This window comes from Yersinia frederiksenii ATCC 33641 (assembly GCF_000754805.1).
Taxonomy (GTDB): Bacteria; Pseudomonadota; Gammaproteobacteria; order Enterobacterales; family Enterobacteriaceae; genus Yersinia; species Yersinia frederiksenii.
In genome coordinates this window covers 4,138,047-4,163,024 of record NZ_KN150731.1, presented here as the reverse complement: position 1 = coordinate 4,163,024, position 24,978 = coordinate 4,138,047, and the positions used below count along the sequence as shown (strand labels likewise).

Sequence of the window (24,978 nt, the reverse complement as noted above, 5' to 3'; positions counted from 1 at the left end):
TAGCTACAGTAACTATAAATATATCTTGTTACTTTAGATGAAATCAGCTTGTTTTATTTTTATATTGATTATATATAGATATCCAGCGTTCAATAATTTTCTCAATTGAATTTGTTTTTATAATCCGCTCTCGGACTCTATTACCTAACGCTTCTTTTTCTTCATTAGATAATTTTATCATTTTATTTATCTCTTGAGATAAACTCTCAGGATCTTTTACTGGCACAATAGATCCACAATCTCCCAAGGCCTCAGTGATGCCACCGGCATTCGTAGCAACAATTATTTTCTTACATGCCATAGCTTCAGTAATAACAAGTGGGAAGCCTTCCCATTCAGAAGATAAGACAAATATATCTGCAGCACACATTAGCTCTCTTATATCATCTCTCTGCCCAAGAAATGTTACATATTTTTCAATGCTAAGCTCTTTGACCATACTCTTGAGATGACTTTCAAGATGTCCCGTCCCGACAATAAAAAGACGAGGTACATTATAAAAACTGTTATCTTTAAGAAGTAAAGAATATGCCTTTAGTAAATTGGGATAATCTTTTGCTTCCGTTAATCTTCCAACACTGAGCAATATTGGAGTGTCATCTAAAATTCCTAACTCTGATCTTTTGGTGTTTCTATCATCTGCTGAAAAATCGAATTGAGAAGTATCAATACCATTTGAAACAACAATCATCCTGTCAACACTAGAAGCACCTTTACGAATGAAAGAATCAACAGCATCTTGGCTAACATTGGTAGAAAGAGAAGCCAGTCTGTCAGTATATTTATATGCCAACATCCGCAAAGAGCTTCCTTCATTAGTATTATGAGCTGTGCATATTAAAACAGGAATATTAGTAAACAACCGTAAAACTCTAGAAAATACATTAGCATGAAACATATGACTATGAAGAATATCTGGCGCGAATTTTTTTATTATTCGTCTAACTTCAAGCAAACCCTTAAAAAAGCTAACAGGTGTTTTCTCTAATTTTAATTCATTTAACTGAACACCATTCCTGGGATTGACTAAAGTCTCACCAGTAAGAGATATAATCATGACATTATGCCCGGCCTCATGCATCTTGTTAGCAATCAAAACGGTTTGTTTTTCAGCCCCTCCCATACCAAGCCCAGTAATAACATATAATAAATTCACTAGAATCCTCGCTACCTATTATCATATTCATACAATAAATATTATGACTTACAGTATTCAGCCTATATGAAAATATTGACTGTAATATTTTATCCATAATGGCTATATATTATCTATCAATATTTTCCATTTCCGACCTATAGTAGCTTCTATTTGATATTTTTCTGAGTTTACTAATGACCTTAGTGACATCGCTTCCCTTAGATTGTCATCATTCATCAGTTGAATAAGACGTTCTGAAAAAGTATTACTATCAGCAAAGGGAATCAAAAATCCGTCTTCATTATCGGTGATTAACTCAGAAGGGCCGGTATCACAGTCATATGCAATTATAGGTAATCCACACGCCTTGGCTTCAAGCAACACCATCGGGAAACCTTCAAATCGAGAAGTCATTACATATATGGCAGACTGATCATACAAATCGCGGACATTAGGAGTTGAAGGAAGTAACTCTACATTTTTTAAATTTAATTCATTGATTTTTTCAGATAATAAATTTTTATCCTCACCATCTCCTGCAATGACTAACCCCCAATCACTATTTACTTCTTCGACTTTTGCCCAAATATCAAGTAAAAGATCAAAACCTTTCTGATAGTTCAGACGGCCTAACGCCAAAATTGTTTTTGTATCTTTATTTTTGAGTCTACTTTGTGGCGCAAAAGGCAATGGATTCGATATTGATACTATTTTTTCGGGATATTTATTCTCTTCTAACCAATACTCACGATCTTTCTCTGTTAGGGTGACTACAACATCAGCATATTTAGCGGCTATAATCCTAGCAAGTTTTCGTGATTTTACAGTTAAATTACTTTTATAATTAAAATGTTCCCACGATATATGTTTTATATTTGTACCCACTAAAGAGACGGTACTGAACAATGCTAACATTGTATCAACATCAATAACTACATCTATTGATTCGTCTATTAAAATACGACGTAATCTAAAAACCACAGAGAAATAAGCAAGTGAAAAACGTCTTTTTTTATCAAAAAGCGATACTAACTTTATTCTTTCATCTACATGAAATTTAGGTGGAGCATTGCCGCTTAAACTTATAATAACGACTTGGTAACCCTCTTTAACAAGGTAGTTAGCAAGCGCCAAGCTAACTCTCTCAGTACCACCGGTATGACTGATATCACCACCAAAGAAAGCAATTTTTTTCATATAATCCCTTATTGCCTTTTAATCTTATTAATTATAAGACCGGGAAATGCAACAATTTTAACTAAAATGGAGGAGTTGCTATGATTAATATATTTTTTATCAATTATAGTCAAAGCTTGATTAAGCCGTAACACAGACTTTATAAAATCTAGTGGTCGGTATAACCATATTTTTTTAGGCATATTATCCAGTAACGCTTTACGAGATATATAGTGGCCCACAGCATGTCTTGTTATCGACGATTTGCTTAGTCGATTAGTATTTTCATCATCAAAGAAGATACGAACTAATATCGAGCTATAATAAAACTTATAATTTTTAGATACTGTACTATAAAGCCAGATTTCAGGAATAAAATTCACACCAGATTCTACCGGATAAAAATATTTTCGTAACAGTTCCGTTTTAAATAGATCAATCCGCTCACCACGAATTCCAGAGCTAAATTCTTCAAACCATGAATTTTTTTTATCTGCATTGAATAAATAACAATTATTAGGTCTCATTGTCTCTGAATTTACTGAAACAGCTCGAATTGCAATAATTTCTTTATCGTCAAATACTGTCTTTATTGAAAGCAACTTACTGATAGAGTTAGTAACAAGAGCATCATCTGAATCCAGTCCGATGAAATATTTTCCATTTGCATTTTTTACAGCTAAATTCCAAGCAGCTTGCTTTCCACTATTCACCTGAAAAATATAATTTATCTTTAATCTACTTTCATTTTGAAATTCTTTAACTACATCTAGAGTATTATCTGTCGAACCATCATCGATTATTAGCCACTCGATATCATCTCTATTCTGCTCCAAGATTGAAAGATAGCAGCGTTTTAATAGATGTGCTCTATTGAAAGTAGGGGTGAAAATAGTAACTGTTATCATCTTATTTTCTCACCTCATGTTCAACAGAGGAGATTAATCTAAAAAACAATTTATATTTGAACAGATAATATAGAATTGGCTTTAATTTCCCGGAGTGTATAATAGGTCTAAGTGGGACTATTTTGTAAGATTCATTAAAACTCTTCAACGCTACAGATTTATCTAAATGATATACTCTAGCACATTTTGATATATGAGAAATAAATACATTTGCTAAAACAACAGCCCAATATTTACTTTTATATTTTATATAGTTATCTCTAAAACGTTTTAATCCAAACTCACTATCACCAAGATCGAATACATTTAGATTTTTAGTAATACTACTTGAAACCTGTCTGTACTTAACTATTAAACTCTTACATTCAAATATAGAAATACAGTTATTAATTAGTACCGGGAGCAATAATTGATCTTCAAATCTTCGTCCAACATCAAAGTTGATACTATTGAAAATTTCTTTTTTGAAAATAAAACGCCATACATAAAACATTTCACTTTTAGCTATTTTAAGTTTTATAAAGTCAAGTTTATCGACAAAAAAGTTATTCTCTTTAGCTAGCTCGAATAGATTCTCCTTATCGCCTAAAACTTCAGAATAGTTAAAAAAAATACAACTTGGTGAATTGTCTAAAACTATTTTCTTGATAACTTTATATATTCCATCACACCATAAGTCATCAGAATCTAAGAAAGCAATATATTCACCGGTCGAAATAGATATCCCTTTATTTCTTACAGCTGCTATACCTGTATTTTCTTGGTCAATGTAGGTAAATTCATACTTTTCACCATAGTTTCTTATGATACTAGGAGAATTATCCGTTGAACCATCATTAATAACAATGACTTCGAGTGTATGGTCCCATTGTAGGAATACAGAGTTTAAACATGCATCAAGATATTTATCTACATTGTATACAGGTATAATTAATGAAAGTATTTTTTTATTATCCATTTCTATTTCTCGAAAGAATTTCAAATAGCAGTTTCTTTCTCTTAAGAATCATAACTAAGCATATGAATGATAAAGACTCAATCACAATAATAGAAACCACGCCCCCCCAAGCACCATACTGAGAAGCAAGATAGGCACAAAGAGGGATATGAATTACTGCTGAAACCATGGGTAAGATGGTATAGGACTTCCGGTGTCCGTGAGGTAATAAAATATAATTACCAAGAACAGTTGATTGTATAACCAGTAAATAGACTGGGGAAAATAAAATTAGAAGTTTAGAAACCTCTGAGTATTCATGTCCAAACATTATTGTCGTTATCAGCTTAGCGAAAATTATAACGAAAATCATTATTATAATGCATAAGATACCTTGCCAATAAAATATCTTTCTTATTAAGGAGTAAGCTTCCTCTTTTTTATTAACAAGTAAGGCATTTATTCTTGGATAGAATGCACTTCCCAAGACTAGAAACACACCAAGAATTGCCCCTTTTACTCGATCTGCCGCAGTGAAGATACTCACTTCATATACATTACTGAAGATACCAATGATAATTGTCGTACTCATGGTATAGAGACTAATAGACAGAGTTGCACAAAAGATAGGAAATGAATCTTTTAGTGTATAAACAACCCTCAAACTAGAGAAGTTAACTGTTCTTACTAATTTTTTTCGATATATATATATTATAGCAATGATTCCTGCCAATAAATTCATTGATGACTGGATCATTACAGCATACTTAACATCAGTATCACTATGAACAAATATAAAAAACAGAGGCAACATAGATAATTTTGCCACTATCATTAAGTTGGTAACAACAGATAGTTTTTCTATTCCCTGGAAAAACCATACTGGCATCAATGTCGTACCAATGAGCATAAGTATTGTGTAAATCAATTCACTCTTAATGACGGCATGTGAATTTGTCGTGACAAGTAGAATTACAATTGAAATAGAAACCAAGCATAATATTGATTTAGAATACAATGTTTCAAAGAAAACTTTGGATATATACTCAGGTTCATCTTGATGTTCAGCTATTTTTTTTGATGCTGATAAATTAAATCCAAAGTCGATTAAAATAACAAAATATTGGGCTAATGACAGTGTCAGACTATAGACACCAAATCCCTCAACTCCCAAGACTCGAGTTAAATAGGGTAATGTTAAAAGGGGAATAATATAATTACTTCCCTGTAATAAAATTAATGAAAAAATATTTTTTCGTAACACTGACATTTTAATTTCCAGCTCTTGGATTAAATTATATTTTTCATGAGTATTAAGCCTATTGATTAGTTCTTTTTCTAGTAGAGGAAAGCCAATATTGCGTAATTTATTGCGAGATAACGACTAAAACTAAGGCACGCTACCGCCCTTGGCTTACAGCTACCAATGTACTGTTTATTGAGTTCAGCATTCCAGTCAGCCTAAAAAATCAATTTTATAACAAAAAGTTACAGAATATGATGACAGGCCAATTCTTTATAATTATGTAATTCTCATACATCTAAACAGTCATTACAAGCAAAAGGCCGGGTAAAAAAGTGTAATGACGGGTCACTCAGAGGCTTATTGATATATAAAAATTATGAATTCAAGGATAGTGGAGTAATCTCTTGTTTTATCAATTGTTCTAAAAGATCAATATGACTCTCATCATCGTTTAGTGCCGGAATATATTCAAACTTTTCACCGCCCGCATGTAAGAAAATTTCTCGGTTTTGCTCTTTGATCTCTTCGAGCGTTTCTAGGCAATCAGCAGAAAAACCGGGGCAGATGAGCTGAATATGCTTCACTCCCTGAGAAGGTAGGCTTTTTAATGTCTCGTCTGTATAGGGGGTAAGCCAAGGCTCGCGGCCAAATCGAGATTGATAAGTCATCATAATTTGTTCGGCTGGCAAAGTTAATCCCGCGCGCAAAGCATGACTGGTATCTTCGCAGCGCTGTGGATAATCATCCCCTAGCTTGGCATAGCGTTTTGGAATGCCGTGGAAAGAGAGTATTAACCGATCAGGTTTCCCATGTTGCTCAAAAGCACGTTCAACACTTTGCTTCAGTGCCGCGATATAAGCGGGATGTTCAGCATAATCACGGATAAACGATACTGATGGTAAGCGGCGATAACCTTTCAAAATACGAGCAACAGCATCCCAAACCGCAGCACTTGTTGAGCAAGAATATTGTGGATAAAGCGGCAAGACTACCAGCTTGGTCACGCCTTGCGATAATAGTTTATCAATTGCATCAGGTAGATTTGGCGAGCCATAGCTCATACCTAACTCGACAGGAATATCAGGCATACGCGCAGCTAGTGCTTTTTGCTGTCGCCGGCTATAAACCAGCAAAGGGGAACCTTCATCCATCCACACTGATTGGTATAATTTGGCCACGCGCGGTGACCGAATCGGCAAAATAATACCACGCAATAAGGGCCACCAAAGCAAGGGTGAAGTATCAACCACCCGGCGGTCACTCAGGAACTCAGCCAGATAGCGTTTAACCGCTTGGGGTGTCGGGGCATCCGGTGTCCCCAAATTAACCATCAGTACGCCAAGCTTGCTTTGCATCATGCATAAGTCCTTGTTGTGGGTATTGCGCCGATTATTTGAACAGGTAAATACACTTTCGACGATATCCGTAAAATAAGAAAGGCGACCCTAGGCCGCCTTAGCTATCTTACCATCCAGAATTAACCGAGAATAGTCGCCAGTTCTGCACTGACTTCTACTACTTTACGGGTTCCGTCCAGTTTAAAATATTGTGTGTTTCCTGCATCAGCTTCTTTACGATAATAAGAAACCAAAGGCGCAGTTTGTTGATGATATTCAATCAGACGTTTACGAACCGTGGCTTCCTGATCATCTTTACGAATTGTCAGGTCTTCACCAGTGACATCATCTTTATCTTCAACTTTTGGTGGGTTGAATTTAATGTGGTAAACACGGCCTGAAGCAGCATGTACCCGACGACCGACGATGCGTTCAACAATCAGATCGTCCGGAACATCAAACTCCAGCACATAATCAACCTTGATACCGGCTTCTTTCATGGCATCAGCCTGAGGAATGGTACGCGGGAACCCGTCTAACAGGAAACCGTCACGGCAATCGTCCTGTGTGATGCGCTCTTTAACCAATGCAATGACCAGTTCATCAGTAACCAACTTGCCGGCATCCATAATTTCTTTCGCTTTCAGACCTAACTCAGAACCTGCTTTTACAGCGGCGCGCAACATATCACCAGTAGAGATTTGCGGAATACCGTATTTCTCCATGATGAATTGAGCCTGAGTACCCTTACCAGCGCCCGGAGCGCCCAGCAGAATGATACGCATTGCGTAAATCCCCTTGCTATGTAGTTTTTCTATACCCTTCATCTTTCAGGTGCAGAGGTGTTGCCTGCTCTCGGTCACCCCAATCACTTACTTAAGTAAGCTCATCGGGTTTCTCTCGTTTACCGACTTCCTGCATCATGAAATCTATTGGGTATATATGTTTTTTTTAAATTAAATCGAAATTGCGGAAAACAAGCAACCATACCATTTTCAGGGGGGTTGGCTCAAGGCATGCTAACCGAACCCGTGGCATTTGTTCAGTAATCATGCGTGAAAGTCTAAATATAACCCACTGAAATAAAATAAAAAAAACGCCCCTGACATATAATGTGCCAGGGGCGTTCTAATATTAAATTAAGCAGTTAATAGCTGGTTCATTCTACGAATGAACTGGTTAGGATCTTCTAATGTTCCACGTTCAGCCAGCAATGCTTGATCCAATAATAGCTCGACCCATTCAGCAAACTGAGTGTCATCAGCGACATCTGCCGCACGTTTGACCAAACCATGTTCTGGATTCAACTCAAAGATGTACTTCACTTCCGGCGCCTGTTGACCGGCAGCAGCAAACAATTTTGCCATCTGCGTGCTCATTTCGTCAGCATCGGTGGTCACAATCGCTGGTGTGTCCGTTAAACGATGTGTTAGACGGACATCTTTTACACGATCACCCAGCAGAGTTTTCACCCGCTCAACAAAAGGCTCCAGCGCTTTATCCGCTTCTTGCTGCTCTGGACGTTCTTCATCGGCCAGTTTATTCAGTGAATCATCCGCTTTGCTGACTGACTGGAAAGCTTTGCCATCAAATTCAGTCAGGTAGCTCATCATCCATTCGTCAATGCGATCAGATAACAGCAAGACTTCAATGCCTTTTTTACGGAACAGCTCCAGATGTGGGCTGTTCTTCGCCGCGGCATAGCTATCAGCAGTGATGTAATAGATCTTCTCCTGCCCTTCCGCCATGCGACTAACATAGTCTTCTAATGAAACAGTCTGCGCGGAGCTGTCGGTATGGGTTGAAGCAAAGCGTAATAGCTTAGCGATGGTATCTTTGTTACTGCCATCTTCCGCTGGGCCTTCTTTTAACGCCATACCAAACTGCTGCCAGAATTGCTGATACTTCTCGGCATCGTCTTTCGCCAGTTTTTCCAGCATTTGCAGTACACGTTTCGTCAGCGCACTGCGCAGATTCTGAGTCACACGACTGTCTTGCAGAATCTCACGCGAAACATTCAGCGGCAGATCATTAGAATCGATTAAACCGCGGACAAACCGCAAGTAATTCGGCATGAACTGCTCAGCGTCGTCCATGATGAATACGCGCTGGACGTACAATTTCAAACCATGCTTATGGTCACGATTCCACATATCCCAAGGTGCTTGTGCCGGGATATACAGTAAGCTGGTGTACTCTTGCTTACCTTCAACGCGGTTATGGCTCCAAATGAGTGGGTCAGTGAAGTCATGCGCGATGTGTTTGTAGAATGCTTTGTACTCGTCTTCGGTGATTTCTGCTTTACCGCGAGTCCACAGCGCCTGGGCTTTGTTAATTTTTTCCCAAGTTACGGTGCCATCTTCTTCATTTTTGCTTTGGATTTCGACCGGCAGTGCAATATGGTCTGAATACTTGCTGATAACAGAGCGCAAACGCCAGTCATCCAGATATTCATCTTCACCTTCGCGCAGGTGCAAGGTAATTTCTGTGCCGCGATCTTCTTTGGTGATATCCGCGATGGTGTAATCACCCTCGCCTGCTGATTCCCAGAATACACCGGCATCTGCTGGGGCACCCGCAGCACGAGTACGAACCGTGACTTTATCAGCCACGATAAAAGCAGAATAGAAGCCCACACCAAACTGGCCAATTAGCTGGCTATCTTTGGCTTGGTCTGAACCAATAGACTCAAGGAATGCTTTAGTCCCTGATTTTGCAATAGTACCAAGATTATCAATGACTTCATCACGGCTCATACCGATGCCGTTATCACTTAGGGTCAAAGTGCGTTTTTCTTTATCAAAAGATAAGCGCACGCGCAGCTCTCCATCCCCTTCGAACAGTTCTGGGCTAGACAGCGCGCGAAAACGGAGTTTATCTGCCGCATCAGAAGCGTTGGAGATCAACTCGCGCAAGAAAATTTCTTTATTGGAATAAAGCGAGTGAATCATCAAATGAAGAAGTTGTTTTACTTCAGATTGGAATCCACGGGTTTCTTGACCTTTCATACTCATTAATTACCTCAATCCAAATTACCGACAGGTATATAAAATCAAACAATGAGTATCAAGTGGGGCCAATAGAGGATGGTTTCAAGTCGTAACGCTGAAAAAAACAGAGAATCAGGGGCGATTCACTGAATATCAGGAATAGAAATATTCATATGATAATCAATGATAAAAACTATCGCCCACCAGATTAAATAGGATGGTATTTAATAAGCTTGTACTTGATGAGATTAGTACTTAATGGGATTACGCCCGGCTAATGAGTGGGACAATGTGGTGCCATCGACCATCTCCAACTCGCCACCAACAGGCACGCCATGCGCGATCCGGCTGGCGAGCACCCCATACTGACCACACATCTGGCCAATATAGTTAGCGGTTGCATCCCCTTCAACAGTCGGGTTAGTCGCTAGAATGACTTCACTGATAGTTTCAGTTTCAAGCCGTTTTTCCAGCAAATCGAGACCAATATCGCCAGGACCAATACCATCTAGTGGTGATAAATGCCCCATCAGCACAAAATAACGCCCACCAAACTGGCCGGTTTGCTCGATGGCATGGATATCTGCCGGGCTTTCGACCACACAGATCTGACCATTTTGCTGACGACGCGGATTGGAGCAAATAGTGCAACGATCTTGCTCGGTAAATGTACGGCAATCAGCACAGTGGCCAATTTCAGACATTGCACGAGTCAAAGATTGCGCCAGTCGCATTCCACCACTGCGATCACGCTGTAGCAGTTGGAATGCCATACGTTGCGCCGATTTCGGGCCTACACCCGGCAAACAGCGCAACGCCTCCATTAATGACTCAAGGAGTGGGCTGGTTTGCATCAGAATGGCATCTTAAAGCCTGGTGGCAATTGCATACCACTGGATACAGAAGCCATTTTCTCTTTCTGCGTTTCATCAATACGACGCGCTGCATCGTTTAATGCCGCAGCAATCAAATCTTCCAGCATTTCTTTGTCTTCTTCAACCAACAGGCTTGGGTCGATTTCAACCCGGCGGCAGTTATGCGCCCCATTAATTGTCACTTTTACCAAGCCCGCGCCAGATTCACCGGTAACTTCCAATTTGGCGACTTCTTCCTGCATCTGCTGCATTTTTTCCTGCATCTGCTGGGCTTGTTTCATTAAATTGCCAATACCGCCTTTACCAAACATAGTCATCTCTCATAGCAAGGGGCTGCGTCGGTGCACCATGCACTTATCACAGCGATTAAACCGGTCGGATACTTTCTTCATCCAGTTCAGCGTCGAAGAAACGACGCAGTGTCTGAATGTTATTATCCGCAATAATTGACTGGCGCGCTTGTGCCAGTTTTTCTTCATAAATGGCCTGCCGCCACTCCAACGGGGTACGTTCCGCCAGATTATCATCTTCAATAACGCTCAGTGTGACCGCGTTACCGTGTAATTCACTCAGTGCATCTGCCAGCGCCTTTTGTGCCGATGGCGAATTTAAATGGCGCTGAGCAGAACGCAGGTGAAGGCAAATATTACCCGGTTCTATTTCTTCTTTAAATGCATTCAGCGCAAGTTGTTGCACCAATTTCGGAATCTGTAACTTATCGATCTCTGCAGCCCAAGGGTCTCTCTCCATCGCGGCTTCAGCCAATTTTGCGGATAGCTCCGGAGTTTTTTCATGCTCCAGAGCAGAACGCAGTGCTTTCGGTGTGGCTACCGGCTCTGTCGATACCTCGGGCTGATTCTGAGCAGTCCAGCGATAAGCTTCTTTCTTCGCGGGTTTCTTTTCTTCTGTTGATTTCGCAGCCAGGCGCTGCTGGCTACGCTCAGTCACCGAAGCTAAACGCTCCAGTGCTGAGTTTGCCGGCCGCGCTTTTCCTGGCGCTGCCGGCTCATTCTTTTTTGGTGTGGTGCTCCCCGACTGCCGGAGTAATTGCGTACGCGCCTGAAGCAGTTGCGCAGTAGAATCCGGCAACTGAGCACTAACTTGTGCCGCCGCACCTAATGGTGGAGCCTCTTGCGCGGGTGTATGCTGAGTATAAACAGGAGATTGCAGGTGTTGTTGAGCTGCGGCGTTATTGGCTCCTACCATCAAAGCACTCACTGGCACCATCTGAGACTCAGCAATTATCGCTTTAGGGTGAAACGCCAACGCACGCAAGAAGGTCATTTCAACCCCCATACGACGATCAGGTGCAAAAGCCAGCTCTTTGCGCCCCACCAGCAAAGTTTGGTAATAGAGCTGAATATCCGTCGGAGGTAGCGTCCGAGCCAACTCGCGTAATCGCGGTTCAATGGTAGCGTAGTGATTATCTAACATTGACGGCAACAGTTGCACCATCGCAATGCGGTGCAGCAAACTTAAAGTTTCGACTAACAGATTTTCCCAGTCAATACCACGTGATGCCGCTTGTTCTAGCTGGGCCATCACCCTTGCACCGTCGGCGCTCACTAAAGCTTCAATAATCGCTAGCGGCTGCTCATCATCCAATGTTCCTAACATCTGGCTGACAGTGGTGGTGGTCACACTGCCATCCCCCATTGCAATGGCCTGATCCGTCAGACTTAGCGCATCTCGCATGCTGCCATCAGCGGCTCGCGCCAGTAACTGCAAGGCTCGGGCGTCACTGCTGATTTGTTCAGCCTGCAAGATTTTCTCCAACAGTGCACGGATAACTTCAACATCGATAACTTTGAGATGGAACTGCAAGCAGCGGGAAAGAATCGTCACTGGCAACTTCTGCGGATCTGTCGTCGCCAACAGGAATTTCACATGGGCTGGCGGTTCTTCAAGCGTTTTCAGCAATGCATTGAAACTGTGCCGTGACAACATATGCACTTCATCGATCAAATAGACCTTGAAGCGGCCACGGGCAGGGGCATATTGAACATTATCCAGCAGCTCTCGGGTGTCTTCGACTTTCGTCCGGGAGGCGGCGTCTATTTCGATAAGATCAACAAAACGGCCTTGCTCAATTTCCTGACAATTGGCACAGACACCACAAGGTGTCGCGGTAATGCCAGTTTCGCAATTAAGACCTTTGGCTAACAACCGAGCAATCGTGGTCTTGCCAACACCACGGGTACCAGAGAATAGATAGGCGTGATGAATTCGCCCTAACGAAAGGCCATTAGCCAACGCCGTCAGGACATGTTCCTGACCAACGACGTCTAAAAACGTTTTGGGGCGCCACTTACGGGCAAGTACCTGATAGCTCATTAATGCTTCATCGTTGATTTATGATGGATAATTTAACCTAGTATAGCTAATTTGGCCGTTTTTCGGACATATGCAAGTCGCATAATGACGATGCTTACCGTAGTGTATCAGTACGCCCATCCGCATTCCCATAAATTTACTTTGCCAGTGAATCCTACTCTGGCAGACAGTGGAGGAAGCTTAGAAGTCACACGAGGAAGCATCAGAATTTGCTGGTAGGGAGACGTTTGTCACTGAGTGCACTTCTCTTACCCAAATGTTATCAGGCTTGAGGAACAGGCTGGAACACTTAAATATAGCCTCACGACTGACGGCGAGGCTACTCTTTCCAGACAACCAATTTTCAATAAAATTAGTTTTTAGTGCTATCAGTGACCGCTGAAAGAGACCAGACTGTAGCAAGTGATCCCTTGCTGAGTTAGGCGAGTTTCACCACCCAATTCAGGTAAATCGATAATGAACGCAGCATCTGTCACTTCACCACCCAGACGACGGATCAGCTTAACCGTTGCTTCAATCGTGCCACCAGTAGCCAGTAAGTCATCAATAACCAAGACTTTATCGCCAGGTTGTATACTGTCAGTGTGGATCTCGAGTTTGTCGATGCCATATTCTAACTCATAGCTTTCGCTGATGGTTTCACGTGGCAGCTTGCCTGGTTTACGTACGGGAACAAAACCTACGCCGAGAGACAAAGCCACTGGTGCACCGAACAGAAAACCGCGAGCTTCGGTGCCTACGACTTTGGTCACGCCTGCATCCAGATAGCGCTCAACCAGCAGTTCAATACTGGCAGCATAGGCTAAGGGATCTTCCAGCAAGCTGGTCACATCACGGAACAGTATTCCCGCTTTTGGATAATCAGGGATGGTTTTAATACTGTTTTTAATATATTCAAGCTGTTGTGCTGAATTAGGTGCAGTAGCGGTCATAATTTGTGCCTGATAAAACTGCTGTACATACTAAAGCGCGGCCAGTCGGTGCTAAATTGGCATCAACTGAGTAACTTGTCTTATCCGGCAATATTTCTGTCTACCCATATCGCCTCAATAGAGCAAATTACTGCATCCTTAACCCTAAGGACGCAACGAGGGAATACCCCGCGCACGAAAACGCTCAAATCTATGCAAACTGATACTAAAAAGCAACTGGTGTGAACTGCTCAGGGCTTTTTTTGTTGCGATAGGTCAATAACTGGCATCCGTAACATGAAAGTCAGCAATACCGTTAATATAACGAGCAAGATGCCCCTGACCCACCAAATTTTCACTAACCACAACGAAAGAGCGAAAGTCAGCACAGTAACGAATATTGCTTTCCATTTTACCCCAGGAGGCAAAGCTCGGTGTTGTTGCCACGTGCGTATATAGCTGCCAAACCAAGAACGGTAAAGTAACCAATAATGAAAACGCGGAGAGGATCGAGCAAAACACCACGCGGCCAATAGCAAAAATGGTGTAGTCGGTAGCAGAGGCAGCACGACACCTAAAGTCGCCAACACTACCGCCAGCCAACCCAAAGCAATTAGCAACCAACGAGACATATACTCACTTTCATTAACTATACATTCCTAGTTGAAGCTCAGCGGCAACAGACTGATAAAGTGTTTGCCTAGTCCGCAGGATAAGCGATAGCAGCCCCCTGTAGCTTGAAAGATCACGGGGATATAATATTCATCAATGCAGCTCTATCAATAACGCATGTGTTAACCATCATCAATAGATATTCTGGCATGACTAGCACAATACATATATTTACTCGCCTCTTGCTTGTAACTCCGGCAAGCTAGCGAAAAACGCCGAGGAGAAGCGCCATGAGTACGGAAAAGTTATTACAGGTGCTTGAAAGCCAAATCGAAGCATTATCTGCACAGGTCGGCCCGCAAGCTAATACACCTTCTCAGCAAGCCCGCTTTGATCTGAAATTGTTTAGTAATCATGGTAACCGCTATCGTGATTATCTAATGGAAGTGCACAAAAATATGGCGCAACTGAAACAGGTTGTGGCAGAGAACCGGACACAGCAAGTTGCTTTTCTGGCTGAAAAGTTGGTTGCACAGATATCCGCACTACAACGAGAGTTAGCAACACAGAAGTTAAGGAAATCAAACCCTGAACCTCGGGATAATAAGCTGGACCCTTACCATAAACTGGCTGAACATCAAGATTATGAACGGCGCATTCTGGCAATGATTCAGGACCGAGAGAGCCAGCTTGGTAAGCAAAGTTTATTAACAGATCAGCAAAAGATACAGAAAGAGCTCGCCGCACTAGAAGGTCGTTTAATGCGCTGTAGACAAGCGCTGATAAAAATAGAGCGTAGCATTGAAAAGAAAGAGAACGGTTTTTGAATATTTGTCACATTTTTTGAATCATTGGGGTTCCGACAGCGTATAGTTCTCTATAATGTTAATACCCAGTGCTGGTATGTTGGCTGCTTTAGTTTGCAGCCTTAAGCACATTGAGACCTATTGGGCATAAAGATTGATATCAAGTCAGGTGAGAACCCATATTAGGGGTATTGCCACCCGACTTTCCCAATTAACTGAAAATCAAATGTTGGCCACATTATGTCAGTTGAAAAAGCTTCACCAGAACTGCAACTGGCAGTAGATCTTATCTACTTGCTGGAATGCAATGAGATAGCGCCAGAAACAGCACTGGCAGCGTTAGCGATCGTACAACTTGATTATCAGCGTAAGCTCCGCCATCAGACTTCTGAATAACCAAGTTCTGTCGATACTTTTATGCTTCGTCAAGGCGATACGCAACGGTATCGCCTTGTTGACTGACGGTAATGGTATTTATCCCTATTGCCCACCCAAGGATTTTACGCGAGTGGCTTATTGATATCCGGTAAATCAGGTTTCCTATCCCCAACGTCAGATTGACCTGACGGTAAACCTTTAGTATCAAATGAGCGGCTGACTTCCTGAACTTCTGTGCCATCAGATTTATGTAAATACACTTCTAACTGATTGAAGGCGATATTGATGTCATTCTCACGACATAGCTTATCGATCGCCCGGTTCAATTCATCTACCGTATAACTTCGGTCGCCTAACTCGCGCACATACACTCGCAATTCATGATCAAGAGTGCTGGCACCAAAGTTAAGGAAGAATACATGAGGCTCAGGGTCAGCCATGACCCGCGGATTTTCATGCGCTGCTTTTAGCAAAATCTCTTTTACTTTTGCTAAATCAGAGCCATAGGCCACCCCGACTTTAATGATAATTCGGGTGACGGTATCTGATAGTGACCAGTTGATCAGGCGTTCGGTAACAAAAGCTTTATTCGGAATAATCACTTCTTTGCGGTCAAAGTCGGTAATGGTTGTTGCGCGGATACGTATTTTGCTGACATTCCCAGAGAAAGTGCCAATAGTAATGGTATCACCGATACGAACAGGACGTTCAAAGAGAATAATCAAGCCCGACACAAAGTTAGCAAAGATTTCCTGTAAACCAAACCCTAGCCCCACAGACAGTGCCGCTACCAACCACTGTAACTTATCCCACGAAACACCCAGTGAACCTAGCGCGGTTACTCCCCCAATCGCGGTAATCAGATAAGTCAGAATCGTGGTGATCGCGTAAGAAGTCCCCTGCCGTAATTGCAAACGCGACAATACAACCACTTCAAGCAAACCTGGTAAGTTACGCGTCAGAATATAAGCCACCACCAACGCCATCAGAGCGACTAGCATATTACCCAGCGTAACAGCCTGTGTAACACTCGCGCCTGCTATCGTCGAGCTGTAATGCCACAACGAGATACTGTCAAGATAGGAGATAACAGTGATGAGATCAGCCCAAATCCCATAGAAGGCGCTGGCAAAGATCACAAACAGTGCCATGGTGGTCAGCCGTAATGATTGCTGGTTAATTTGATCCAACGCCAGTGGCGGCTCTTCTACTGGTTCACTACCTTCGGCTCCCTCTTTAACCAGACTTTGCCGCCGTGCAATTGCTCGCCGATATGCCAGACGCCGCGCCGCGACCCCCAAGCCACGAATCGCTGTTAGATAAACGATATTCCACAAGAATAATAAGTACAGACTATCAATCCAGCGGCCAGCTAACTGTAATGTGGTATAGAAATACCCAGCAATCATCAATCCAATCAATATGATGGGTGTTACAGCCACGGCGGTAACAATCACTAACCTGACCGCATGAGAGTCTTTCTCACGCCAGCTATCACGGCAGAAGGGATAAACGAACAAGGCCAGCAGTGCCAGGGAAATAACAATGACTACCTGTCCGATAACATCATCGACTAGTCGAAGTGGATTTTTCTCCCCTAGTACTGACCAGAAGATAACCGGCAATAATGCTGCCCCTAGACGTACCATCTGACGGCGATAATGTGCACATCGCTCAGCCGCTATCATAAAGTGCCGTTCAGTGATACCACCTGGCGATAACATGCGATATGTCAGGTCAAAAACGAGCCAGAACAGGGCCAAACGTTGGAAGAAGCTCCAAAGCACATCACTAAGATTGAAATCTGAGCGCAAACACCAGTAACCGACACCTAAGATAATCAGGGTGCCTGGTAGCACTTTTAGCAAAGTGAACATGATGGCAACCGGGGTGTGCATTTGGCTATCTCGTTTCAATTGCCCAACATCATCAGCCAGACTACCCAGATGCTTATTGATGATGGTAAAGCGAGAGCGGATCACACCCACCGCAATTAGCATCGGAACCAAGAACACCAGTGATTTAAGCAAGCCGGCGAAGACATCCCCCCATGACAGCGTAAAGTGGAAATTACTTATTTCTGCCTTGAGCGCCCCCGGTAGTGCTTTCAGCCAAGACCAATCCATCGGCTTGTTACTGCTAACCCAGAAAATCTGTTGTGTCAGCGTATGCTGTAGTGATTCATTGACACTCAATAACTGTTGCTGGTTAATTTGTAGATTGATAGCCAATGTCAGTTGGTTACCCAACTGCTTATTTAATTGGTCCAGCAGTTCGCGACGGATATCAACAATTTGCCCCAATGCATCTTCCACATCAGGGCTGATTTTTTCTTTACTGTCACTCGTCAGGGTCTGAATATAGTCATCCCCTTGGAAGAGTTGGTCACGCTGCTGATTAATTTCAAATTGCTCTAGTCGTAGATCGGCGATGCGCGGCCCCATATTGGTAATCAAACCAGAGGTCGGTAAACTGAGCTGCTGCTGATACAAAATGCGAGAAAGCAATAAACTGCCGCGTAACACAGTAATTTGTTCTTTTAAATTTCGCTCAGATTGTAGGGCGCGATCCAGCCAATTCTTAACCCGAATATTCTGTTGTACCAGTGTGTTGCCTTCTTTAGTGGCATTAATTAATCGCTGGCTCAATTCTTTGTTTATCGCTAATTCACGACTGACTAAAGGGTCATTTTGGATATCTGTCGCGTCAGCAGGTGCTTGCGCCTCTTTGGCCGTTTTCTCTGACAGAACTAAACGTTTACCACTCACCACTTCTTGCAGTAACTGGACATAGCGCTCCAGTTGGTTAATGTGTGCAGTGGTATAATCTCGTTGTTTTTGTAGCAAATCTTGCAAGGTAGTATTGGCTTCCAGATTTTTACGCTGCAAATCTAACTGCGCGTTTAGCATGACCTGTTCTGTCAATAACTCTTGCTGTTGGGTGGGTCGTAAAGTTTCTTGGTTCGGCGCTAACCCATTAAGTTGATTACGAATTTTCATTAAACGCATCGATGCATTATACATCGCACTCTGGACGCGCTCGGGCTGAGTTTGCAGGGAAATGAGCTGGCTATTATAGGCGGAGAGATCTTCCTGGGCGGACTGCAAATCATCCAGCGTTTCGTTTAAACGTGACTCCAACTGGCGCAATGAGTAGTTGGCCAGTGACTCACGGGTTATGGTGTCGGCCGAGTTATTCTTAAGAGCATCCAGCCCTTCTGTCGCCTGACGTAACTTCGCCGGAGCCTGCGCCAATTGCTGTCTAAGCTGATTGGTTTCCTGCTTGGTTCGCTCGATAGTATCGAGGTACTCAAGTGTCTTGGTCAGGTCCTGTTGTGATAGTTTTTCCGCCGGGGACAATATCTTTTGCTTTGATAATGTATCCAGTTGGCTCAGTACTTCATTACGAGTCGGTACATCTACATTTATTCCCGCAGCAAAGAGTGAAGGGGAAAATGATAATGTAATTATAAGCAGGATAAGTATTATCTGTAGGCGTAATAAAAACGCGCTTGTTGGCGCAATTACTGGCACAGCGAATGGTAAATAATATTGCTTGTGAAATTTGCTGCTCATATTTGAACTTCATTTCAGCACAGAGGATGAGATCCTATCACGTTCAATCTTGGCTCATAATAAGAAAAGTCTTTCAGAGCGTGAATAGCAGTAATAATGCGGGCAGTTACGCACTTGCTGCAAAATGTAATGTAACCGCCAGAAATATCAGTTGATTTAGGAAATCAACATCAGGAACTCCCTTGGAACTCAGAACGTCAGAACTTTCTCAGCCGCCAGTGTCCATTGTGCAAGTTCTACCAGCGTGCCAATTTCTACACCATCAACGAGCGTTAACTCACTAATTCCACGCGCATCCGCGCAGGTTTTACAAAGTTTAACGGGAACATTCTGTGCAGTCAGTATTTCCAGCATCTGCTGCAAATTATAACCTTCTCGTGGCTGCTGCCCATTCAGCCCGGCAATAACTGCATCAGACATTAAGAATAGACGTAAATCGAGAGTTGTTTGCTGTTCTTTCAAGGCAATAGATAAACGTAGGGCATTAAATAGTGACTCATGACCATAAGCAGCGCCATTGGCAATCACGACCAGTGAATTCACTTCATAACTCATATAAACCTCTCCAGTTAATCCGATACCTTGCTATTCGTCTCATTTCGCAATGAAAGGCTGTGGGCTAACATATCCATAAAGGCATCAATTAATACCGGTGCCTCTTGTTTTATATCAAAACTTTCTGGCATAAAAAGCCAGTTTTCCATCAAACCTGTAATATAGGCTCTCATGATTATCGCAGCACGGCGAGTATCAAGGTTGACGGGTAATTGATTTGCTTCAATACAGCCTTGCAAAACCGATTCAATTCGCTCATAACTAGCTAAATCAAGAACTTTGCGCGCATCATGAACAGAGGTCATCTCACCGACAAATTCACATTTATGGAATACAATCTCCATTAATGCGCGGCGTCGGCAGTCCTCACGTGTAGAAACAAGTACATAGATGAGTATCTCGCGCAGAATACGGAGTGGATTATCAGGATATTTTACCTGATACTCTAGTTCAAGCTGACCAATTTTAGACTCGGATAATGCCCAAACCTCGTTAAATAGGTCTACCTTATTCTTGAAGTGCCAGTAAATCGCGCCTCGGGTTACACCTGCCGCGGCAGCAATATCAGTAAGCGATGTACCAGAAACCCCGTGCGCAGAAAACTCCCGCACTGCGGCATCTAGAATTTGTTGCCGGGTCTCTTCGGCTTGCTGTTTGGTTTTTCGTGCCATAGCGTTGTTTTTTCGAGGGGGTGCGATTTACATACATTCACGAATGTATGTACCATAGCACGCACATATAATTTACGCAGCAATGGGTTTTAAAGCTTGTGATCCATTGGATTAAATTAAAAATCGGACACTTGAGGTTTATCTATGAGCAAAAACAGAGGGGTAATGCCTCTGGCTGCAATTCTGGTACTTTCAGGCAGCTTAGTACTTATAGGATGTAATGACAAAGATGCGGCGCAAGCCCATGCTCAACAAGCACCTGAAGTCGGTATTGTGACATTGAAAGCAGCACCACTGAATATCACAACCGAGTTGCCAGGCCGCACGTCCGCATTCCGTGTTGCAGAAGTTCGCCCGCAAGTTAGCGGAATCATTCTTAAACGTAACTATGTTGAAGGCAGTGATGTCACCGCCGGAACATCTCTTTATCAAATTGACCCGGCCACCTATCAGGCGGCTTACGACAGTGCAAAAGGTGATTTAGCCAAAGCGCAAGCTGCTGCTGAAATCGCACGCCTGACAGTGAACCGTTACAAACCGTTACTGGGTACTAACTACATCAGTAAGCAAGAGTATGACCAGGCAGTGTCCACTTCTATGCAAGCCAATGCTTCAGTTCTTGCGGCAAAAGCGGCGGTAGAAACAGCGCGTATTAACCTGGCATATACTCAGGTCACCTCGCCAATCAGTGGTCGCACGGGTAAATCTTCAGTGACTGAAGGAGCTTTAGTGACCAGTGGCCAGGCAACGGCACTGACAACGGTTCAGCAGCTTGACCCTATGTATGTTGATGTCACTCAATCAAGCGATGAATTCCTACGCCTGAAAAGAGAGCTGGCTGATGGCACGCTCAAACAAGAAAATGGCAAAGCCAAAGTTCGCTTGTTGTTGGAAAACGGAGCTGAGTACCCAGAAACAGGTACGTTGGAGTTTTCTGGTGTCACTGTGGATGAGACCACAGGTTCCATCACCATCCGTGCCATTTTCCCTAACCCGAACGAAGCATTACTGCCGGGGATGTTTGTCCGTGCCCGTCTGGATGAAGGTGTCAGACCTGACGCACTGTTAGTGCCTCAACAAGGTGTGACCCGTAACCCACGTGGGGAAGCAACAGCGATGGTTGTAGGTGCCGACGACAAAGTTGAAATGCGTACGTTGGTTGCGAATCAGGCTATTGGTAACAAGTGGTTGGTTACCGAAGGGTTGAAAGCAGGCGATCGTCTTATTGTTTCCGGCTTGCAGAAAATCAGACCGGGTGTGCAGGTAAAAGTGCAGGAAGTTACTGACGAGACACCAAAAGCAGCCCCAGCTGATACAGCGAAGAAGTCTTAAAAGGAGCCGGTAATTCATGGCTAAGTTCTTTATAGATCGCCCTATTTTTGCTTGGGTTATCGCTATCATAATCATGTTGGCGGGTGCTCTTGCAATAATGAAATTACCTGTTGCGCAATATCCGACTATTGCGCCGCCGGCAATTACAATCTCCGCCAACTACCCTGGCGCCGATGCGACCACTGTGCAGAATACCGTTACACAGGTTATCGAACAGAACATGAACGGTATCGATAACCTGCTGTATATGTCTTCCAGCAGTGACTCCTCCGGTAACGTTCAGTTGACGTTGACCTTTAACTCAGGCACTGATCCGGATATCGCACAGGTTCAGGTCCAGAACAAACTGCAATTAGCGATGCCATTGCTGCCGCAAGAAGTGCAGCAGCAAGGTGTGAGCGTTGAAAAGTCCAGTAGTAGCTTCCTGATGGTCGCCGGCTTTATTTCTGAAGACGGCACCATGCTGCAAGAAGACATTGCTGACTATGTTGGTTCTAACATTAAAGATCCGATTAGCCGTACTACTGGGGTGGGTGATGTTCAGCTGTTTGGTTCCCAATATGCGATGCGTATCTGGATGGACCCGCACAAACTGAATAACTTCGGTTTGACGCCAGTTGATGTGATCAGCGCCATTAGAGTACAGAACAATCAGGTCGCAGCCGGTCAGTTAGGTGGGACACCACCAGTACCAGGTCAGGAACTGAACTCATCAATTATTGCGCAAACCCGCTTAACGACAGCGGAAGAATTTAGCCAAATTTTGCTGAAAGTGAATACTGATGGTTCACAGGTTCGTCTGAAAGACGTCGCTATCGTTAAACTGGGTGCTGAAAGCTATAACATTATTGCTCGTTATAACGGTAAGCCAGCGGCAGGTATCGGTATCAAGCTGGCAACCGGAGCTAACGCCCTGAATACCTCAGCGGCAGTAAAAGCTGAACTGGCAAAATTACAGCCGTTCTTCCCAGCTGGGTTGAAAGTGGTTTATCCGTACGACACCACCCCATTCGTTAAGATCTCGATTAACGAAGTGGTTAAAACACTGATAGAAGCCATTATCCTGGTGTTCTTAGTTATGTACCTGTTCTTGCAAAACTTCCGCGCAACGTTGATTCCAACGATTGCGGTGCCGGTTGTATTGCTAGGGACTTTTGCCATTCTCTCCGCCTTTGGCTATTCGATAAACACCCTAACGATGTTCGGGATGGTGTTGGCGATAGGGCTATTGGTGGATGACGCTATCGTCGTGGTAGAGAACGTCGAACGTGTGATGCAAGAGGAAGGGCTACCACCGAAAGAAGCCACCAAGAAATCCATGGAGCAGATCCAGGGTGCATTGGTGGGGATCGCGTTGGTGCTTTCTGCGGTATTCATCCCGATGGCCTTCTTCGGCGGCGCAACTGGGGCGATTTATCGTCAGTTCTCTATCACTATCGTTTCAGCCATGGTGCTCTCGGTTCTGGTGGCGTTAATTCTGACACCAGCACTGTGCGCAACCATGCTGAAACCTATCGCCAAAGGCGAACATGGCCCGAAAACCGGCTTCTTTGGTTGGTTTAACCGCATGTTCGAGAAAAGTACCCACCATTATACCGACAGTGTTGCCAACATTCTGCGCAGCACCGGTCGTTATCTGGTGATCTATCTGGCACTGGTTATTGTGATGGGCTTGCTGTTCATTCGGCTCCCCTCTTCATTCTTGCCAGAAGAAGATCAGGGCGTGTTCCTGACCATGGTACAAATGCCTGCGGGTGCGACCCAAGAACGTACTCAGAATGTGCTAAATCAGGTTACTGACTATTATCTCGACAAAGAAAAAGATGTGGTTAACTCGGTATTTACCGTTAACGGCTTCGGTTTCAGTGGTCAAGGTCAGAACACCGGTCTGGCATTTGTTAGTCTGAAAAACTGGGACGAGCGTCCTGGTGATCAAAACAAAGTCCCAGCCATCGTTGGCCGTGCCTCTGCTGCATTCTCACAAATTAAAGACGGTTTGGTCTTCGCCTTTAACTTGCCGGCGATTGTGGAGTTAGGTACCGCTACTGGTTTCGACTTCCAGTTGATTGACCAAGGTAACTTGGGGCATCAGAAGTTAACTGAAGCACGTAACCAATTGCTTGGTATGGCCGCGCAACATCCAGATATGCTGGTGGGTATGCGTCCTAACGGGCTGGAAGATACACCTCAGTTCAAAGTGGAAGTGGATCAGGAAAAAGCGCAAGCACTGGGTGTGTCTATTTCTGATATCAATACCACTCTCGGCTCCGCGATGGGTGGCAGCTACGTCAACGACTTTATCGACCGTGGTCGTGTGAAGAAAGTTTACGTGCAGGCTGATGCACCATTCCGTATGTTGCCGGGTGATATTGATAAGTGGTATGTCCGTAACAGTGCGGGTCAGATGGTGTCATTTGCCACCTTCTCCAGTGCAAAATGGGAATATGGCTCACCACGACTGGAACGTTACAACGGCTTACCATCCATGGAGATTCTGGGTCAGGCAGCACCGGGTAAAAGTACCGGTGAGGCAATGGACCTGATGCAGGAGTTGGCGGCTAAGTTACCAAGCGGTATTGGTTATGACTGGACAGGTATGTCCTATCAGGAACGTTTATCCGGTAACCAGGCTCCAGCACTGTATGCCATCTCGCTGATTGTGGTCTTCTTGTGTCTGGCTGCGTTGTATGAAAGCTGGTCGATTCCATTCTCGGTTATGTTGGTGGTTCCACTCGGGGTGGTTGGTGCACTGATGGCGGCCTCTCTACGCGGCTTGGAAAATGACGTTTACTTCCAGGTAGGCTTATTGACCACTATCGGGCTCTCGGCCAAGAACGCCATCTTGATTGTTGAGTTCGCCAAGGACTTGATGGACAAAGAAGGCAAAGGGTTGGTGGAATCCACCTTGGAAGCAGTACGTATGCGTCTGCGTCCAATCCTGATGACCTCACTGGCCTTTATCCTTGGGGTTCTGCCGCTGGTTATCAGTAGCGGTGCAGGTTCTGGCGCACAGAATGCGGTGGGTACGGGTGTCATGGGCGGTATGATAACTGCAACCGTACTGGCTATCTTCTTTGTTCCGGTATTCTTTGTGGTGGTTCGCCGTCGTTTCAGTCGGAAAAACGAAGATGTAGAACATGCACATGCGGTTGACCATAAGGTGCCGTAAACCTTACTGACAACTGATGATGTCATAC

20 protein-coding genes and 1 other annotated feature are annotated in these 24,978 nt (G+C 43.6%); of the genes, 4 read left to right on the top strand and 16 right to left on the bottom strand.

The genetic code is table 11. From position 1 onward, the window contains the following. Window positions 1-43 precede the first annotated feature (43 nt). The 13 genes from DJ58_RS03515 to DJ58_RS03575 form a co-directional block, all read right to left on the bottom strand. Window positions 44-1,156: a glycosyltransferase gene (locus tag DJ58_RS03515; protein ID WP_004707671.1), complete on the bottom strand. Its 1,113-nt coding sequence runs from the start codon at window positions 1,154-1,156 to the stop codon at window positions 44-46. A 102-nt stretch (window positions 1,157-1,258) separates the two neighbouring features. Beyond that, complete coding sequence (locus tag DJ58_RS03520; RefSeq protein ID WP_004707669.1) at window positions 1,259-2,335, bottom strand: glycosyltransferase family 4 protein; 1,077 nt, start codon at window positions 2,333-2,335, stop codon at window positions 1,259-1,261. Window positions 2,336-2,343: 8 nt separating this feature from the next. After that, window positions 2,344-3,222 carry a glycosyltransferase family 2 protein gene (locus DJ58_RS03525; protein WP_004707668.1) on the bottom strand — a complete coding sequence of 293 codons (879 nt, stop codon included), beginning with the start codon at window positions 3,220-3,222 and terminating at the stop codon, window positions 2,344-2,346. A gap of 1 nt (window position 3,223) precedes the next feature. Next, a complete protein-coding gene (locus tag DJ58_RS03530) occupies window positions 3,224-4,180 on the bottom strand; it encodes a glycosyltransferase family 2 protein (protein ID WP_032910684.1) in 957 nt (318 codons plus the stop codon). Then, a complete protein-coding gene (locus DJ58_RS03535) occupies window positions 4,173-5,429 on the bottom strand; it encodes a flippase (protein WP_004707664.1) in 1,257 nt (418 codons plus the stop codon). Before DJ58_RS03535 ends, DJ58_RS03530 begins: the two co-directional genes overlap by 8 nt. A 350-nt stretch (window positions 5,430-5,779) precedes the next feature. After that, window positions 5,780-6,763 carry a ferrochelatase gene (hemH, locus tag DJ58_RS03540; protein ID WP_004707661.1) on the bottom strand — a complete coding sequence of 328 codons (984 nt, stop codon included), beginning with the start codon at window positions 6,761-6,763 and terminating at the stop codon, window positions 5,780-5,782. Window positions 6,764-6,882: 119 nt separating this feature from the next. Beyond that, entirely contained in the window at window positions 6,883-7,527 is a 645-nt protein-coding gene (adk, locus tag DJ58_RS03545; protein WP_004707659.1) for an adenylate kinase, read from the bottom strand. Between the two features lie 354 nt (window positions 7,528-7,881). Continuing rightward, on the bottom strand, window positions 7,882-9,750 hold the full coding sequence (htpG, locus tag DJ58_RS03550) for a molecular chaperone HtpG (protein ID WP_004707658.1): 1,869 nt from the start codon (window positions 9,748-9,750) through the stop codon (window positions 7,882-7,884). 230 nt (window positions 9,751-9,980) lie between these two features. Further along, complete coding sequence (gene recR, locus DJ58_RS03555) at window positions 9,981-10,586, bottom strand: recombination mediator RecR (RefSeq protein ID WP_004707655.1); 606 nt, start codon at window positions 10,584-10,586, stop codon at window positions 9,981-9,983. Next, the gene (locus DJ58_RS03560; RefSeq protein ID WP_019081276.1) at window positions 10,586-10,918 is read right to left on the bottom strand and encodes a YbaB/EbfC family nucleoid-associated protein; all 333 of its coding nucleotides are present in this window, start codon (window positions 10,916-10,918) and stop codon (window positions 10,586-10,588) included. The genes recR and DJ58_RS03560 overlap by 1 nt, the downstream gene beginning before the upstream one ends. Before the next feature lie 55 nt (window positions 10,919-10,973). Next, window positions 10,974-12,941 (bottom strand): DNA polymerase III subunit gamma/tau, encoded by a 1,968-nt coding sequence (gene dnaX, locus DJ58_RS03565; protein WP_004707653.1) that lies wholly within the window; start codon window positions 12,939-12,941, stop codon window positions 10,974-10,976. Continuing rightward, window positions 11,580-11,643: a sequence feature (DnaX frameshifting element), on the bottom strand. Its footprint overlaps the gene before it by 64 nt. A 368-nt stretch (window positions 12,942-13,309) precedes the next feature. Beyond that, window positions 13,310-13,873 (bottom strand): adenine phosphoribosyltransferase, encoded by a 564-nt coding sequence (apt, locus tag DJ58_RS03570; protein ID WP_004707652.1) that lies wholly within the window; start codon window positions 13,871-13,873, stop codon window positions 13,310-13,312. A 230-nt stretch (window positions 13,874-14,103) separates the two neighbouring features. Further along, window positions 14,104-14,484 carry a DUF454 family protein gene (locus tag DJ58_RS03575; RefSeq protein WP_032910683.1) on the bottom strand — a complete coding sequence of 127 codons (381 nt, stop codon included), beginning with the start codon at window positions 14,482-14,484 and terminating at the stop codon, window positions 14,104-14,106. 270 nt (window positions 14,485-14,754) lie between these two features. Between DJ58_RS03575 and priC the strand changes: the two genes are divergently transcribed. Beyond that, on the top strand, window positions 14,755-15,291 hold the full coding sequence (gene priC, locus DJ58_RS03580; protein ID WP_004707646.1) for a primosomal replication protein PriC: 537 nt from the start codon (window positions 14,755-14,757) through the stop codon (window positions 15,289-15,291). A gap of 219 nt (window positions 15,292-15,510) precedes the next feature. Beyond that, a complete protein-coding gene (rsmS, locus tag DJ58_RS0121950) occupies window positions 15,511-15,666 on the top strand; it encodes a pleiotropic regulatory protein RsmS (protein WP_004707645.1) in 156 nt (51 codons plus the stop codon). Between the two features lie 104 nt (window positions 15,667-15,770). Here the strand turns inward: rsmS and mscK are convergent, their stop codons facing one another. From mscK to acrR, 3 genes are all read right to left on the bottom strand, one after another. Further along, the gene (gene mscK / locus DJ58_RS03585; protein ID WP_004707643.1) at window positions 15,771-19,223 is read right to left on the bottom strand and encodes a mechanosensitive channel MscK; all 3,453 of its coding nucleotides are present in this window, start codon (window positions 19,221-19,223) and stop codon (window positions 15,771-15,773) included. A gap of 189 nt (window positions 19,224-19,412) precedes the next feature. Next, complete coding sequence (locus tag DJ58_RS03590) at window positions 19,413-19,766, bottom strand: DsrE/DsrF/TusD sulfur relay family protein (RefSeq protein ID WP_032910698.1); 354 nt, start codon at window positions 19,764-19,766, stop codon at window positions 19,413-19,415. 26 nt (window positions 19,767-19,792) lie between these two features. Continuing rightward, on the bottom strand, window positions 19,793-20,449 hold the full coding sequence (gene acrR / locus DJ58_RS03595) for a multidrug efflux transporter transcriptional repressor AcrR (protein ID WP_004707638.1): 657 nt from the start codon (window positions 20,447-20,449) through the stop codon (window positions 19,793-19,795). A gap of 144 nt (window positions 20,450-20,593) precedes the next feature. Between acrR and acrA the strand changes: the two genes are divergently transcribed. Beyond that, on the top strand, window positions 20,594-21,781 hold the full coding sequence (acrA, locus tag DJ58_RS03600) for an efflux RND transporter adaptor subunit AcrA (protein WP_032910682.1): 1,188 nt from the start codon (window positions 20,594-20,596) through the stop codon (window positions 21,779-21,781). Between the two features lie 16 nt (window positions 21,782-21,797). Further along, window positions 21,798-24,950 carry an efflux RND transporter permease AcrB gene (gene acrB, locus DJ58_RS03605; protein ID WP_004707635.1) on the top strand — a complete coding sequence of 1,051 codons (3,153 nt, stop codon included), beginning with the start codon at window positions 21,798-21,800 and terminating at the stop codon, window positions 24,948-24,950. Window positions 24,951-24,978 lie beyond the last annotated feature (28 nt).